The organism is Propionivibrio sp. (assembly GCF_047602565.1).
In the GTDB taxonomy this organism is placed as follows: domain Bacteria; phylum Pseudomonadota; class Gammaproteobacteria; order Burkholderiales; family Rhodocyclaceae; genus Propionivibrio.
Map to the genome: position 1 here is coordinate 4,151,360 of NZ_JASGGX010000001.1, position 15,602 is coordinate 4,166,961.

Below are 15,602 nucleotides of genomic sequence, written 5' to 3' on the forward strand. Positions count from 1 at the left end.
TTGGACTTAAAAAGGTACCCACCGAAACCAGTTACGAGACGAGGTTCAACTTGGCGTGCAAGAATTGTGTGCAAGCCAGAAACGACACGCTCAGAGTTTAAGTTTGACAATCTCGATACTTTTCCCAACATCTTCTAAATCTTCGGAGGCGTCCGCAAAAACCATGTCAGCTTCAACGCAACAACTCCCCACCTTTAATCCATCCAACAACTCAGAAGTATTAATGTATGGAACGATCTCTTTCGTAATATCAAAAAGAGTTTTGTACTTGGTGTGAATATCGCCGTAGTGAATGTTTTTTACAGAACCTTGCACGTAATTAAGCTTTTCTCGCGAGAGCGAGTTGTTGCCCCTAAACTCGTATATTTCGCGCATCAGCTTAGTGGCCCACCCATCGGTATCCCGAAACTCCGGAAACCGCAAGTCTGGCACTAGCCGTTTATCCGTTTTACTGCTCATACGCCTGCAACCCCGAAATCTCCCGCCCTTGCGCCAGTTTGTGCAGCAGCGGCAGCAAGTCCTGCATCAGGGCGAGTTCCTTCTTGCTGCGCTCTTTCCAGCCCAGACCGAGCGCGGCGAGCAGGTCGCCCAGTTGTTCGCCGTCGAAGATCATGCGGGCCAGGGTGTAGTCGACGAAGGCTTGCAGTGCCTCGACCGCCAGCCCGTGGGCATTGGCGATGGCGCGTAGTTGGCGGGTTTTCTGTTCGGCCTTGAAGGCCAGGTAACCGTCGCGGATGCGTTGTTCGCTCCAGCCCTGGCCGGCTTGCAGGGTGTAGATGTAGGCCTTGAAGTCGTCGATGTCGTCGATGAATTTGGCGTCAGCGGCGATCAGGCCAATCAGTTCGTCGCGGCTCATCTTCTGTTGTTCGGGTGCACCCTGGTAGTTGGTGATGAGCGCCATGATGTAGTCGTAGTCGATCACTGCGGAGGCGAAGAGCACGAATTCAAAGTCGAGTTGTTGCACGAGGCTGTTGTCGTCCTGCGTGCCGCTGTCTTGCTCATTCTTGAGTTGGCGGGCGGTTTCCAGGTAAGCGCCACGGAAGGCCTTGAGCTGGTCTTCGGGCATCACGGCGGCGATATTGGCGCGGTCGTCGTCGGTCAGGTCGGTGTATTGCTCGAGCTTGGTCTTGAGGCGCTGGACGGTCTTGAACAAGTCAATGAACTCGGCGCGTGCCGCATCTCCTTTAAGGTTGTCTACCTGGTCCGGAGTGTTGGCGAGGCCTTGCGAGGCCATGAACTGGTCGAGTCGGGTGACGGCTTCGTCGAATTGCTTGATGACTTGCGGCGCGGCGTCCACCAGCCAGATTTCGCGGGCGCGTTCGCCTTGTTCACCGGAAAACAGTTTGATGGCTTCTTTAACGGCTTCGTCTTGCTGGCGAAAATCCAGTATGTTGCCGTAGGGCTTACTGTCGTTGAGGATGCGGTTGGTGCGCGAGAAGGCCTGGATCAGGCCGTGGTATTTCAGGTTCTTGTCAACGTACAGGGTGTTGAGGTACTTGGAATCAAAGCCGGTGAGCAGCATGTCGACGACGATGACGAGGTCCACCTTCTGCGCGTGCGGCAAGTCCTGATTGGGATATTGCTGGTCCTTGATGCGCTTTTGCACATCCTGGTAGTAGAGGTCGAACTCGCCGATGCTGTGGTTGGTGCCGTAGCGGGCGTTGTAGTCGGCGATGATGGCTTTCAGCGCGGCCTTTTTCTTGTCCGGCTCAACCTGGTTGTCGGCTCGCTCCTGCGCCAGGTCTTCCTGGATTTGCTGCACGTCTTGATTGCCTTCGGCGGGCGGCGAGAAGACGCAGGCGATGTTGAGCGGGCGGAATTCCGGGTTTTCCGCCAGACGCCGGGCCTGGGTTTCCTTGAACAGCTCGTGGTAATCAATGGCGTGGTTGATGCTGGCGCAGGCCAATATTGCGTTGAACTTGCGCCCTGCCGTGGCGGTGTCATGCTTGTCGAGGATGGCGTCGACCACGGCTTGCTGTTTCATCTCGCCGGTGGCTTTGTCCTTATCCTTGCCATCGGCCTTGAAGTAGTCGACGTGGAATTGCAGGACGTTCCTGTCGTTGATGGCGTGGGTAATGGTATAGGCGTGCAATTGCTTCTGGAAAACGTCTTCCGTAGTGATATCGGAAGCCGTCTGCTCTTCGACTTTCACCTTGCTGGCGTTCTGGCCGAAGATCGGCGTGCCGGTAAAGCCGAACAGTTGCGCGTTGGAGAAGAAGTCCTTGATCGCCTGGTGATTGTCGCCAAACTGCGAGCGGTGGCATTCGTCGAAGATGAAGACGACACGTTTGTCGCGCAACGGCTCCAGGCGCTCCTTGTATTTGCGCTTGTGGGTGCCGTCGAGCGCGATGCCGAGTTTCTGGATGGTGGTGACGATGACCTTGTCGGCGTAGTCGGTGGATAGCAGCCGGCGGACCAGGGTTTCGGTATTGGTGTTTTCCTCGACGCACTTTTCCTGGAATTTGTTGAATTCCTCGCGGGTCTGGCGGTCGAGGTCCTTGCGGTCGACCACGAACAGGCATTTCTCGATATCCGGGTTGTCCTTGAGCAGGGTCGAGGTCTTGAACGAGGTGAGCGTCTTGCCGCTGCCGGTGGTGTGCCAGATATAGCCGTTGCCCCGGTTCTGGTGGATACAGTCGACGATGGCGCGTACCGCATAAATCTGGTACGGGCGCATGATCATCAGCTTCTGCTCGCTGGCAACCAGCACCATGTAGCGGCTGATCATCTGCCCCAGCGTACATTTGGCCAGGAACCTCTCGGCGAAGGGCACGAGGTGGTTGATCTTGTCGTTGCGCTCGTCGGCGAACTGGTAGATCGGCAGAAAACGTTCGTCCGCATTGAAACTGAAATGGCGGGTGTTGTTGTTGGCGAAGTACCAGGTCTGCTTTTGGTTGCTGACGATGAAGATCTGCATGAAGCACATCAGCGTGCGGGTGTAGCCGTTACCGGGATCGTTCTTGTATTCGACCACTTGCTGCATCGCCCGGCGCGGGTTGACGCCCAGGGTCTTGAGTTCGACCTGGACGACCGGCACGCCGTTGATCAGCAGCACCACGTCGTAACGATGATGGCTGTTGTCGGTATTGATACGAAGCTGGTTCACCACTTCGTAGGTGTTCTTGCACCAGTCCTTGATATTGACCAGGGTATAGAACAGCGGCGTGCCGTCGTCGCGCTCGAAGCTGTTGATTTCGCGTAGGCGTTTCGATGCGGCAAAGACATCGGCGGTGACCAGTTCGTCTTTCAGGCGCTCGAATTCGCTATCGGAGAGGTTAACGCGGTTCAGTTCCTGGAAATGTTCGCGGAAATTCGCTTCCAGCGATGCCTTGTCGCAAATATCCGGTCGATAGGCATACTTGAGCGTTTCGAGTTTGGCGACGAAATCCTGCTCGATCTGACTTTCTCTTGTTGTCATTGGGATTCGCTAGCCTAGGAAAACGTCGATTTTATCGCTGTTAGTAGCTGGGTACCTATCGGGTTGCCGTTGCTTTGGTGTTCTAATGTGCCCGTTCGATAGGGAGTGCGGGATAGCTTGTTTTTTGGTGCCGGATCAATGATAGAACCCGTAAGCGATGAGAATCGCCCCCGCCAGCCCGGCGGCATCCGCGATCAGGCCGCAGGCCAGCGCGTAGCGCGTCCTGGTGATGTTGACGCTGCCGAAGTACACGGCCAGCACGTAGAACGTCGTCTCGGTCGAGCCCTGGATGATCGCGGCGAGCCGGCCCTGGAAGGAGTCGACGCCGTAGGCGGTCATCACGTCGATCATCAGGCCGCGCGCGCCGCTGCCGGAGAGCGTCTTCATCAGGCCGACGGGCAGCGCCGGGACGAAATCGGCGTTCAGCCCCAGCGCCGCGACGAGGGCGCCGATGCCGCCGATCAGGTAGTCCATGCCGCCGGTGGTGCGGAAGACCGAGATCGCCGCGAGCATGGCGATCAGGTAGGGGATGATCTGCACGGCGACGCCGAATCCTTCCTTGGCGCCCTCGACGAAGGCCTCGTAGGCGTTGACCCGCCGCCAGGCGGCGACGGCGATGAACAGCGCGATGATGGTCACGATCAGTCCGCTGCCGAGCAGCCCGGTCATCTGCGCCATGCGCTCGGCGGGCATCCGGCCGAGCCAGGCGTAGAGGCCGCCGGCCACACCCAGGAAGGCGGCGAAGGAGAGCAGCACCGCGCGGTTGAGGAGGTTGATGCGCTGCCACAGCGCGACCGCGATCAGGCCGGCCGTGAACGAGACGAAGGTGGCGAGCAGCGTCGGCAGGAAGATGTCCGCCGCGTTGAAGCCGGCCAGCCCCTGCCTGATCGCCAGCGTCTGGCGGATGGCGATCACCGAGGTGGGGATGAGCGTGATGCCGGCGGTGTTGAGCACCAGGAACATGATCATCGCATTGCTGGCCGTGTCCTTCTGCGGGTTGATCTCCTGCAGTTCGCGCATGGCCTTCAGGCCGAGCGGTGTGGCCGCGTTGTCCAGGCCGAGCAGGTTGGCGGAAAAGTTCATCACGATGCTGCCGCCCGCCGGGTGTCCGGCCGGGATGTCCGGGAAAATGCGCCGGAAGAAGGGCGCCAGCGCGCGCCCCAGCAGCTGGATCAGTCCGCCGCGCTCGCCGATCTTCATGATGCCGAGCCACAGGCTCATCACGCCGGTCAGCCCGAGCGCGACCTCGAAGCCGGTGCGCGCGGTGTCGAACAGTCCGGCCAGCACCCGCGTGAAGACGTCCAGGTCGCCTTGCAGCGCCTGGGCCAGCGCGGCCAGGAATCCGACGAGGAAGAAGGCGATCCAGATGAGATTGAGCACGGTGGTTTGTACGGCCCCGCGCGGAGCGCGAAGCGGACCGGTGGCGGGCACGATGGTTTGGGAACGGCGCCAGTCTAGCGGCGCGGGGGGCGCTTGTCACCGCATGATGCGCGTGTCGGCGCAGGTGGCGGGCCGCGGCCGATGCTGGCGAATGCGCCGGAGACGATAACGGTTTTCCGGCGGTCCGGCGGTTGGCGGAACGGTCATGCTCCGGCGTTCCGCCGCTTCCCGCCGCCGGGCAAATCACCTATATTTGCTCCCCGTCGTTCATTTCCCATTCCGCCATCGTGTCCGGACCGCTTACCTTGCACATCGCCGACAGGATCGTCGAGCATGCCCGCGCCAATCGCCTGCCGGCGGGGACGCACCTGGGGGCGCAGGCGCTGGCCGATCTGTTCGACGTGTCGCGGATTCCCGTCCGGGCGGCGCTGCTGCTGCTGAACAAGGAGGGCATCGTCCGCGCGGAAAGGAATCGCGGCTTCTTCCTGGCCGTCGAGGGTAGCGAACTGCCCGAACGGGAAGGCGTGAACCGGGAGCCGGCGACGCCCTGGGATGATCCGCTGTATTACCGCCTGGCCGAGGACTGGCTGGGCGGCAGGATCGAGGAGCGCGTCAGCGAGAACGAACTGATGCGCCATTATTCGGTGACGCGCAATCGGCTGCTCAAGGTGCTGCAGCGGGCCACCGAGGATTTGTGGGTGGAGCGCCTGCCGGGCCGCGGCTGGCGCTTCCTGGCGGTGATGGTCTCGGCACAGGCGTACGAGGACGGCTACCGCTTTCGCATGGTCCTCGAACCGGCGGCCCTGCTCGAACCCACTTTCCAGGTCGACCGCGCGGCCTTGCAGGCGCTGGCGGATCAGCAGATCGCGCTGTTGAAGGGCGGTTTCCGCAAGCTGTCGCCGACCGAACTCTTTTCGCTCAATTCGCAGTTCCACGAAGTGCTGATCGGCTTCTCCAACAACCCGTTCTTCGTCGACGCCATCAAGAAGCTCGACCGGGTGCGCCGCCTGCTGGATTTCCGCAGCACCTACGCCACCAACCGCGACCGGCTGCTCAAGCAATGCAGCGAGCATCTGGAGATCATCGACCTGCTGGAAAAGGGCGACAACGCCACGGCGGCCCGATTTCTGCACGACCACATCAAGGGCGCGCTGGAATCCAAGCGCGGCCTGATCGCCAGCGCGCCGGAGTGAAGCCTTCGCCTTTGGAGGCGGGCTCATGCGTACCTGCTCCTCCCCCTTCAAGGGGGAAGGTTGGGAGGGGGATGGGGTGGCGTCGTCTCGGGCGATAAACCCCATCCCCACCCTGGCCCTCCCCTTGAAGGGGAGGGAATTGTTGACGCGGATGCTTCCGGGAAGTCTTATTCCGCTCCTCCGGCCGGCTTGAAAACGACGCACACCGGGCTGCCCGTCTTCGCCGCCGTGCCGCGCGGTGCGAGTTTTCCCGTCTGCGTGTCGATCGCGAAAGCGAGGATTTCGTCGCTGTCCTCGTTGGCCACGAACAGGGTGTCGCCGCGCGGGCCGAGGGTGATGAAGCGGGGCGTCCTGCCGTCGATCTCGCGGCATTCGATGAAGGACAGGCGGCCGCCGGCCGGGTCAACGGCGTAGGCCGTCACGCTGTCGTAGCCGCGGTTGGAGGCGTACACGAAACGCCCGTCCGGGGTGATGGCGATTTCGGACGCACGGCTGTCGCGCACGCAGGTGTCGGGCAGCGAGGGCAGCACCTGGAAGGGCGCCAGCGTGCCCGTCGCCGGATCGAAGCGGCAGGACGTGACCGTCGAGTTCAGCTCGTTGATGACGTAGGCAAAGGCGTTCGACGGGTGGAAGACGAGGTGGCGGGGACCGGCGTTCTCCTGCGCGGGCGCCGTCGCCGCTTCGAGCGCGACGAGCCGGCCGGCGTCGAGGCGAAAGACGAAGGTCTTGTCGAGTCCCTTGTCCGGCACCGCGATGAACCTGTCCGCGTGGTCGAACAGCACCTGGTGGGGCTTCGGGAACGGCTGCTCGACGCGGTGCGGGCCGAGCTTGCCGCTCAGCGTGACGAGGTCGCACAAGGGTTCGATGCCGCCGTCCTCCCGGATCGGCAGCACCGCCAGCGAAGACGTGACGTGGTTGGCGACGACGATGAAGCGGTTGTCCGCATCGACGCACAGGTGCACCGGATTCTTGCCGCCGGTCGATTCCCGGTTGACGAAGGAGAGCGTGCCGCCGCGCGGGTCGATGCGGAAGGCGCTGATCTCGCTGCGGTCGCCGTGCACCGCGTAGAGCATTTCCCCGCGCCGGTCGAAGGCCAGGAACGAGGGGTTGACCAGATCGCCGAGCACCTGCACGGGCTGCCATTCGACCCGCCCAGGGGCGACCGCATACACGCTCAGGCCCGAGCCGCGCGCGTTCCGTTCGCGGGTCGTCCGGCTGCCCACGTAGGCGAAGTACTTTCCGTTCGTCGCTGGCATTGCTGATTCCTCCCCGGTTGGTTTGAACGTCTCACGATAATTATTGCATCTTGAAATTATATTATGCAATACTATCCGCACAGATTATTTTGGCCGGGTTCTTTATGGAAAGGGTGGGAGCGATGCGTAAGGTCTTGTTCATCAACGGACAGTCGCAAGAAGTAGCGAATATCGTCGGAAAATCAGTGCCGGATGGGTTTTGTCTGGAAACCTGCCCGAGCGCGGCCGGCGAGGCGGAGAAACTGGCGCGGGTACGCGAGGCGGAGTTCCTGATCCTGCATCCGGCCAAAATTGATCGAAATGTTTTCCAAAATGCAAAAAAACTCCACCACGTCCAGTTGCTCACCGCCGGCTACGACCAGGTCGATCTGGCCGCCGCAGCCGAGGCCGGCGTGTCGGTGGCGACCAACGGCGGCGCCAACGCCTGGGCGGTGGCGGAGCAGGCGATCGCCCTGCTGCTGTGCCTGTACAAACGCCTGATCGAGTGCGACCGGTCGGTCCGCGCCGGCACGTGGCGCCAGCCGATCACCGGCATGAACACCTTCGAGCTGGCCGGCAAGACGGTCGGCCTGCTCGGCGTCGGCAACATCGGCGGCAAGGTGGCGCGGCGCCTGCAGGCGTTCGAGACGCGGATCATCTACCACGACCGCTTCCGTCAGGCCGACGACTCCGGATGGGAGAGCGTGGAGCTGGAAACGCTGCTGCGCGAGGCGGACGTGCTGTCGGTGCACGTGCCGCTGACCGCCGAGACGCGCGGGCTGCTCGGCGCCGCCCAGTTCGCCCTGATGAAGCCGACCGCCGTGGTGATCAACACCAGCCGCGCCGAGGTGTTCGACGAGGCCGCGCTGGAAGACGCGCTGCGCACGCGGCGCATCGCCGGCGCGGGGCTGGACGTCTTCCACCGGGAGCCGGTGTCCCCAGCGAGCGGCCTGCTGGCGCTCGACAACGTGGTGCTCTCGCCGCATTCGGCCGGGCATTCCTACGAGGCGTGGTTCCGCCGCGCGCGCTTCGCCTGGGAGAACATCGCGCGCGTCGCGGCCGGCGAAGCCCCGCTGTCCCTTGCCCGCTGAGGAGCCCGCGATGAGCCGCACGATGGATTTTTCAAGTTCCGGGCAGTGCTACCGCTGCATCGACCTGCCCGCCGAGGCCGGCGACCGGCTGGAGCGGATGCCGTGGATTCTGCGCATCCTGTTCGAGAACGTCCTGCGCAAGGGCGGCGACGAGGCGGCCGCGGCGTTCCGCGCCGCGCTCGACGGCTGGCTGGAGCACGGCACCAGCGAAGCGGAGATCGAGTTCTACCCGGCGCGCGTGCTGATGCACGACACCACCTGCGGCCCGGCGCTGGCGGACGTCGCGGCGATGCGCAGTGTGCTGGCGGAGGAGGGGTTCGATCCGGCGCTGCTGAACCCGGTGCTGCCGGTCAACGTGTCCACCGACCATTCGCTGCCCGTCAACTTCTTCGCCGCGCCGGATGCCATGCGCCGGAACATGGACGCGGAGATGCGCCGCAACGCCGAACGCTACCGGCTGGCCAAGTGGGCGTCGACCACGCTGCGCGGCCTGCGCGTGCATCCGCCGGGCACCGGCATCATGCACACCATCAACCTGGAACGCCTGGCCACGGTGGTCGCCGGGCAGGAGATCGACGGGCAGCGCTGGGCGTTCCCGGACACGCTGATCGGCACCGACAGCCACACGCCGATGATCAACGGCATCGGCGTGCTGGCCTGGGGCGTCGGCGGGCTGGAGGCGGAGAGCGTGATCTTCGACATGCCGGTGATGCTGCGCATCCCGGAAGTCGTCGGCGTCCGGCTGAGCGGCCGCCTGCCCGAAGGCGTGGTGGCGACGGACCTCGCGCTGCGCGTGACCGAGCGCCTGCGCCAGCTCGACCTGTCCGGCAAGTTCGTCGAGTTCTTCGGGCCGGGCGTCGCCACGCTGAGCGCGGGTGCGCGCGCCTGCGTCGCCAACATGGCGCCGGAATACGGCGCGTCGAGCGGCTACTTCCCGATCGACGGCCGCACGCTCGACTACCTGCGCGTCACCGGCCGTTCCGAAGAGCGCATCGCCCTGGTCGAGGACTACGCCCGGCGCCAGCGGCTGTGGTTCGACCCGGACGCCGCGCCGCGCTACAGCGAAGTCGTCGAGATCGATCTGGCGGCGGTGGTTTCCGGCATCGCCGGGCCGCGCCGGCCGCAGGACCGCCTCGCCTTCGCCGACACCGCGCCGGCGCTGCTGGCCGCGAGCAAGCGCCAGAGCCTGCGCCGCTTCGGCGACGGCACGCCGCCCGACGGCGCGGTGGCCATCGCCGCCATCACCAGCTGCACCAACACCACCGACCCGGAACTCCTGATCGCCGCCGGCCTGCTGGCGAGAAAGGCGCGCGCGGCGGGCCTCACGCCGCCGCACTGGGTGAAGACCTCGCTGGCGCCGGGATCGCCGTCGGCGCAGCGGTATCTCGCACGCAGCGGCCTGCTGCCGGACCTGGAAGCGGTGGGTTTCCACATCGTCGGCTTCGGCTGCACCACCTGCATCGGCAACTCCGGCGCGCTGACCCGGCCGGTGATCGAGGCGATGCGTGCGCACGATATCCTGCCGGTCGTGGTGCTCTCGGGCAACCGCAACTTCCCCGGCCGCGTGCATCCGGAGCTCGACGCCGGCTTCATCACCTCGCCGCCGATGGTGATCGCCTACGCGCTGGCCGGCGACGTCAACCGCGACATCCGCGCGGAGCCGCTGGGCACCGGCCGCGACGGCCGGCCGGTCTACCTGCGCGACCTGTGGCCGTCCTCGGCCGAGATCGCCGAGGCGCTCGGCCGCGCGCTCGATCCGGCGGACATCGCCATCGCCTACGACACGGCCGAGGCGAGCCCGGCGTGGCGGGAACTCGACGCGCCGGACAGCGTGGTCTTTCCCTGGGACCCGAAATCCACCTACATCCGCCGGCCGCCGTTCGCCAGCGCGCGGCTGCCGTCGCGGCTGGGCCGCTACAGCGCCGCCGTGCTGCTGTCGGTGGGCGACGACATGACCACCGACCACATCTCGCCGGTCGGACAGATTCCCGCGGCCAGCGACGCCGGCCAGTACCTGATCGCCCACGGCGACGATCCGCACGACCTCAACGTCTACGCCGCCCGGCGCTCCAACTGGGAGGCCATGGTGCGCGGGGTGTTCACCAACAAGTCGGTGGTCAACCTGCTCGATCCCTCGCTGCCGCCGGGGCAGACCATCCACCGGCCGAGCGGCGAGCGGCTCTCACTGTACGACGCCGCGCGGCGCTACGAACAGGAGGGCACTTCGCTGGTGATCGTCGCCGGCGAGCGCTACGGCATGGGCTCGTCGCGCGACTGGGCGGCCAAGGGCGCGGGCCTGCTCAACGCGCGGGCGATCCTCGCCGTCGGCTTCGAGCGCATCCACCGCTCGAACCTGATCGGCATGGGCGTACTGCCGATCAGGCTGCCGGCGGGCATCACGCCGGAGCGCCTGGCGCTCACCGTGGCGGACCGCATCGAGATCGAGGCGCCGGCCGAGACCTTCCGGCCGCGCCTGCCCATCCCGGTGCGCGTGGTGCGCCCGGACGGCACGATCGTCGCCTTCACCGCCACGGCGGCCGTCGAGACCTCGCTGGAGGTGGCGCAGCTGCGCGCCGGCGGAATCATTCCGTACATCCTGCAGCGCGTCATGGCGCGCTGACGGGCAAACACACAACGAACCTATTTTCAACAGGGAAGGGGCAACGAATGAAAACGGAAGCGAACCGCTACGCCTCGATGTGGCGGAGCAAGCGGATGCTGGTCATGCTCATGATGTTCTCGGCCTCGCTCATCAACTACGTCAACCGGGTCAGCATGTCGGTGGCCGCGCCGTCGGTGAGCAAGGAATTCGGCTGGGACCCGGCCACCATGGGGCTGGTCCTCTCCGGCTTCATGTGGACCTACGCCATCGCGCTGGTGCCGATGGGCTATCTCACCGACAAGTGGGGCGCCAAGAAGCTCAATACCTTCGCCATCTCGTTCTGGTCGCTCGCCGCCATGGCCACCGGCGGCGCCGTCAACCTGTTCACCATGATGGCCTCGCGGCTGGCGCTGGGCGCCGGCGAGGCGGCGACCATGCCGTCCAACAGCAAGGTCGTGCGCCAGTGGTTCACCATCCACGAGCGCGGCTTCGCCACCGCATTGGCGCGCTCGGGCGCCGAGGCCGGCCCGGCGATCGGCATGCCGATCATCGCCTGGCTGCTGGCCGAGTACGGCTGGCGCACGTCGTTCATCATCACCGGCGCCATCGGCTTCGTCTGGCTGTTCTTCTGGCTGCGCTACTTCCGCAACGATCCGCAGACGTGCACCTGGGTCTCGGAGGAAGAACGCCGCTACATCAGGGACAACACCGATCCGCCCCGGACCGCCGAGAAGCCGGTCGACCTCGGCCTGATCCGCCGGCTGCTGAAGACGCGCACCATGTGGGGCCTGCTGCTGTCGCAGGGCTGCATCATGTACACGCAGTACCTGATCCTGACCTGGCTGCCGACCTACCTGATGAACGTGCGTGGCATGGCGCTGATGAAGGCCAGCCTGTTCAGCTCGTTCGCCTTCGTCGCGGCCTGGGTGCTGGGCATCGCGGTCGGCGCAATCAGCGACAAGCTGCTGACGCCGGAAAAGGTCCTGCAGGGCCAGCGGCGCAAGCTGGTGGTGTTCTTCATGTGCCTGGCCAGCATCTTCGTGTTCACCTCGTTCGTCGAGGGCGCGGTGGCCATCTTCGTGATCATCACCCTGGTCAAGACCTTCCTGTCCTCGACCATCGGCCTGAACATGACGCTGACCAACGACCTCGTCGCCAATCCCAAGAACGCCGGCACCGCCTTCGGCCTGCTGCTGCTCGGCGGCAACCTGTTCGGCGCCTTCGCGCCGGTGGTGACGGGCTACCTCGTCAAGTCCACGGGCAACTACGAAAGCGCGTTCCTGCTGGCCGGAGTGCTGATCATCCTCGGCGCCGCCATTTCCTCGCTGATGGCGAGGAAGCCGATCGTGGTGGATTGATCCGCGCCGTGCGCGAAGGATTTTCAGATGAGGATTGACTGATTATGTATTTAGTGAAAACATAGTACAAAAATAAGTACTCTGATCGGAGGGCGGCCCGTGCCGGTATGGACGGCTGTTCGTGGCGAGACCGCCAGGCCGCTCGCCAGGCCCCCCGGTCGGTAAAGCAAAAGAATCAGCTGGGCCGCTTGGGATGACGCAGCGATGATGTGGCAATGATTGTATTTTTATTTTGACAAAAACATGCATCGCGCCCCCGGGCGGCGCCGCCGATCGATTTGATTCACTAACTGCAAGGAGCAAGCTTATGAGAGTACTGGTCCTTCCCGCCGACGGAATCGGTCCGGAGATCGTTGACGCGGCGGTAGAGGTGGCGAAAGCGGCGAGCCGGCGCTTCGATCTCGGCCTCGTCTTCGATTACGACGATGCCGGTTTTCCCAGCCTGAAGAAGTACGGCACGACGCTGCGCGACGAAACCCTGGAAAAGGCCAGGACCTACGACGGCATCATCCTCGGGACGCAGTCGCACGCGGACTATCCGAAGCCCGAACTGGGCGGCCGCAACATCTCGGCGGGCTTCCGCATCGGCCTGGACCTGTACGCCAACGTGCGCCCGGCGCGTTCGCGTCCGTTCATCCCGACCAACATGCGGGAAGGCAGGACCATGGATCTGGTGATCATGCGCGAGGCGACCGAGGGCTTCTATCCCGACCGCAACATGACCAAAGGCTGGGCCGAGCTGATGCCGAGCCCGGACATGGCGCTCTCGGTACGCAAGATCACGCGCCACTGCAGCGAGCGGATCGCCCGCCGCGCCTTCGAGCTGGCTATGACCCGGCGCCGGAAGGTCACGGCGCTGCACAAGGCCAACAGCTTCCACATGACCGACGGGCTGTTCCTCGAATGCGTCCGCGCCGTGGCCAGGGAATTTCCGGAAGTCGAACTTGACGACCTGCTGATCGACGCGGCGACGGCGCATCTGGTGCGCACGCCGGAACGCTTCGACGTCATCGTGGCGACCAACTTCTACGGCGACATCGTCAGCGACCTGGCCAGCGAAATGTCCGGCAGCCTGGGCCTCGCCGGCTCGATCATGGCCAGCGACACGCACTGCTGCGCGCAGGCGCAGCACGGCTCGGCGCCGACGCTCGCCGGCCTGGACAAGGCCAACCCGACCTCGATGATCCTTTCCGTGGCGATGCTCATCCAGTGGATGGGCGAGCACCACGGGAAACCGGAACTGGCGAATGCCGGGAAGGCCATGGAAGCCGCCGTTGACAAGGTCCTGGCGCAGCCGGCGTGCTGGACGGCCGATCTCGGCGGCGCCACGGGCTGCAAGGCTTTCGGGAAGCACGTCGCCGACGCGGTGAGCGCGATGTGACCGTCCACGCGGCCGCGGGCCGGCGGGGGACGCCGGCCCGAGCCGGATACCCCCGCCAGGAAGCACGCAACGCCCGTCCGCCATCCGCTTCACCGCATCCGGCCGCGCACCGCAAGACCGGGTGAATTTCAGCCGTCAAACCAAGGAGAGTGCAATGACGATTTCCAGGAAAGCGAATTGTTTGTCGATCCTTCCCGCCGTGCTCGTCGCGGCGACCCTGGCCGCCCCGGCGGCCGCCGCGGAAGAAAAAGCCTGGGCGCCCAGGAAGCAGGTGACGCTGCTGGCGCCCGCCGGCGCGGGCGGCGGGCTCGACATGGTGGCCAGAACCATGGCCAAGATATTCGACGCGAAAAAAATCGTCACCCAGCCGATCACCGTCGAGAACAAGCCGGGCGGCGGGCAGGTGACGGGCACCGTCTTCTTCGCCACGCAGGAGGCGAAGAACGATCACAAGCTGATGATCGCCTCCACGCCGTTCATCCTCAATCACATCAAGAAGGACGGCAACAGCCCGATCGGCCCGGACCAGATCTATCCGCTGGCCCTGCTGCAGGTGGATTACGGCGTCATCGCGGTCAAGGAGGATTCCAGATACAAGAGCCTGAAGGAACTGTTCGACGCGGTGAAGGCGAATCCGTCCAGCGTGCAGTTCGTCGGCGGCGGCGCGCCGGGCACCTGGGACCACCTGAATTCCGTCCTGCTGGCCCGCAATGCCGGGGTAGACCTCAAGGCGGTGAAATACAACACCTACGACGGCGGCGGTGAAGCCCTGACCGCGCTGCTCGGCGGACACGCCGACGCCATGACCTCCGACGTCTCGTCGATCAAGCAGTACCTGCAGGCCGGCAAGGTGCGGGTGTTGGGCGTTTCCTCCGCCGCGCGGCTGGGCGACGACGAGATCATGAAGAACATCCCGACCTACAAGGAGCAGGGCTACGACGTGGTCACCACCAACTGGCGCGGCGTCTTCCTGGGCAAGGACGTGCCGCCCGTGGCCAAGAAATACTGGGGGGACAAGGTGGCGGAGCTCGTCGGGACCCAGGAATGGAAGGACGAGCTGAAGAAGCAGGGGGTCATCTACGCCTACAAGGACGCCAAGGGCTTCTACGACTACATCAAGGCCGACCAGGACATGTACACGAAGATCTACCAGGAGATGGGCATCGCCAAATAAGAACACCTGAGGTCATGGCGGCGGAGCCTTGCTTTTCCGCCGCCATGCATCCGGCCAATTTTCAGCGGAGGCGTCGGTAAATAAATGTTCGATCGTTATGCAAGCATCGTTTTCATGGCCTTGGGAATCTCCCTGTTCTTCTACGCGCAGACCCTGACGACGTCTTCGACGGGAGGCTCCATCGGCCCCAAGGAACTGCCGTTGTTCCTGTCGGTCGTGCTCGTCATCTTCAGCGCCGTCAACCTCGTCGCGGCGCTGCGCGCCAAGGCTGCCGCACGGAAAGACGGGCTGGAGTACCGGCAATTCCTGATCATCCTGGGGCTGCTCCTGGCCTACGTGTTCCTGCTCGAACCCCTCGGCTACGTCATTTCCACCTTCCTGTTCCTGCTGGCCGGATTCCAGGCGATGGAGAAGGGGCAGCACTGGAAATCGGCGCTCATCGCGGCCGCGTTCTCGGGCGGGGTGTATTACCTGTATGTGGACGTGGCGCTGGGAGTTCTTCCCGGACTGCCTTTCATCGATTGATACGGGGGACAGACGTGGAGGCACTACAGTATCTCGCTCAGGGGCTGGGCATCGCCCTGCAGCCCATCAACATCCTGTTCGCGTTCATCGGCTGCCTGCTCGGCACGCTGGTGGGCGTCCTGCCGGGCATCGGGCCGATCAGCGGCGTCGCGCTGCTGATCCCGGTCACCGCCACACTGACCAGCGGCATGCCGACCGCCGACGCCGCCACCAGCTCGATCATCCTGCTGGCGGGCGTCTGACTA

Annotated in this window: 12 protein-coding genes; 8 read left to right on the forward strand and 4 right to left on the reverse strand. The window is 64.4% G+C overall.

The window, feature by feature from the left end; translation table 11 throughout:
• Positions 1–90: 90 nt before the first annotated feature.
• From QM701_RS19565 to QM701_RS19575, 3 genes are all read right to left on the reverse strand, one after another.
• Positions 91–459, reverse strand: coding sequence for a hypothetical protein (locus tag QM701_RS19565; protein ID WP_415168673.1), 369 nt, complete (start codon positions 457–459; stop codon positions 91–93).
• A complete protein-coding gene (locus QM701_RS19570; RefSeq protein ID WP_415168674.1) occupies positions 449–3,418 on the reverse strand; it encodes a type I restriction endonuclease subunit R in 2,970 nt (989 codons plus the stop codon). The genes QM701_RS19565 and QM701_RS19570 overlap by 11 nt, the downstream gene beginning before the upstream one ends.
• Positions 3,419–3,553: 135 nt before the next feature.
• Positions 3,554–4,798, reverse strand: coding sequence for a nucleoside recognition domain-containing protein (locus tag QM701_RS19575; protein WP_415168675.1), 1,245 nt, complete (start codon positions 4,796–4,798; stop codon positions 3,554–3,556).
• A gap of 305 nt (positions 4,799–5,103) precedes the next feature.
• Here QM701_RS19575 and QM701_RS19580 point away from each other — a divergent pair, with 305 nt between their 5' ends.
• A complete protein-coding gene (locus QM701_RS19580) occupies positions 5,104–5,991 on the forward strand; it encodes a GntR family transcriptional regulator (protein ID WP_415168676.1) in 888 nt (295 codons plus the stop codon).
• Positions 5,992–6,158: 167 nt separating this feature from the next.
• On the opposite strand, the gene QM701_RS19585 is transcribed toward QM701_RS19580, so the two are convergent.
• Positions 6,159–7,247, reverse strand: a complete 1,089-nt coding sequence (locus QM701_RS19585) for a lactonase family protein (RefSeq protein ID WP_415168677.1) — start codon at positions 7,245–7,247, stop codon at positions 6,159–6,161.
• A 185-nt stretch (positions 7,248–7,432) separates the two neighbouring features.
• On the opposite strand from QM701_RS19585, the gene QM701_RS19590 reads away from it, so the two are divergent.
• The 7 genes from QM701_RS19590 (at position 7,433) to QM701_RS19620 (ending at position 15,599) form a co-directional block, all read left to right on the forward strand.
• Positions 7,433–8,317, forward strand: a complete 885-nt coding sequence (locus QM701_RS19590; RefSeq protein ID WP_415168678.1) for a 2-hydroxyacid dehydrogenase — start codon at positions 7,433–7,435, stop codon at positions 8,315–8,317.
• Between the two features lie 10 nt (positions 8,318–8,327).
• The gene (acnA, locus tag QM701_RS19595) at positions 8,328–10,937 is read left to right on the forward strand and encodes an aconitate hydratase AcnA (RefSeq protein WP_415168679.1); all 2,610 of its coding nucleotides are present in this window, start codon (positions 8,328–8,330) and stop codon (positions 10,935–10,937) included.
• Positions 10,938–10,984: 47 nt separating this feature from the next.
• On the forward strand, positions 10,985–12,277 hold the full coding sequence (locus tag QM701_RS19600) for an MFS transporter (protein ID WP_415168680.1): 1,293 nt from the start codon (positions 10,985–10,987) through the stop codon (positions 12,275–12,277).
• Positions 12,278–12,584: 307 nt separating this feature from the next.
• Positions 12,585–13,658 carry an isocitrate/isopropylmalate dehydrogenase family protein gene (locus QM701_RS19605; RefSeq protein WP_415168681.1) on the forward strand — a complete coding sequence of 358 codons (1,074 nt, stop codon included), beginning with the start codon at positions 12,585–12,587 and terminating at the stop codon, positions 13,656–13,658.
• A gap of 181 nt (positions 13,659–13,839) precedes the next feature.
• On the forward strand, positions 13,840–14,832 hold the full coding sequence (locus QM701_RS19610; protein ID WP_415168682.1) for a tripartite tricarboxylate transporter substrate binding protein: 993 nt from the start codon (positions 13,840–13,842) through the stop codon (positions 14,830–14,832).
• 84 nt (positions 14,833–14,916) lie between these two features.
• Positions 14,917–15,357, forward strand: a complete 441-nt coding sequence (locus QM701_RS19615) for a tripartite tricarboxylate transporter TctB family protein (protein WP_415168683.1) — start codon at positions 14,917–14,919, stop codon at positions 15,355–15,357.
• Positions 15,358–15,371: 14 nt separating this feature from the next.
• Positions 15,372–15,599 (forward strand): tripartite tricarboxylate transporter permease, encoded by a 228-nt coding sequence (locus QM701_RS19620; RefSeq protein ID WP_415168684.1) that lies wholly within the window; start codon positions 15,372–15,374, stop codon positions 15,597–15,599.
• Positions 15,600–15,602 lie beyond the last annotated feature (3 nt).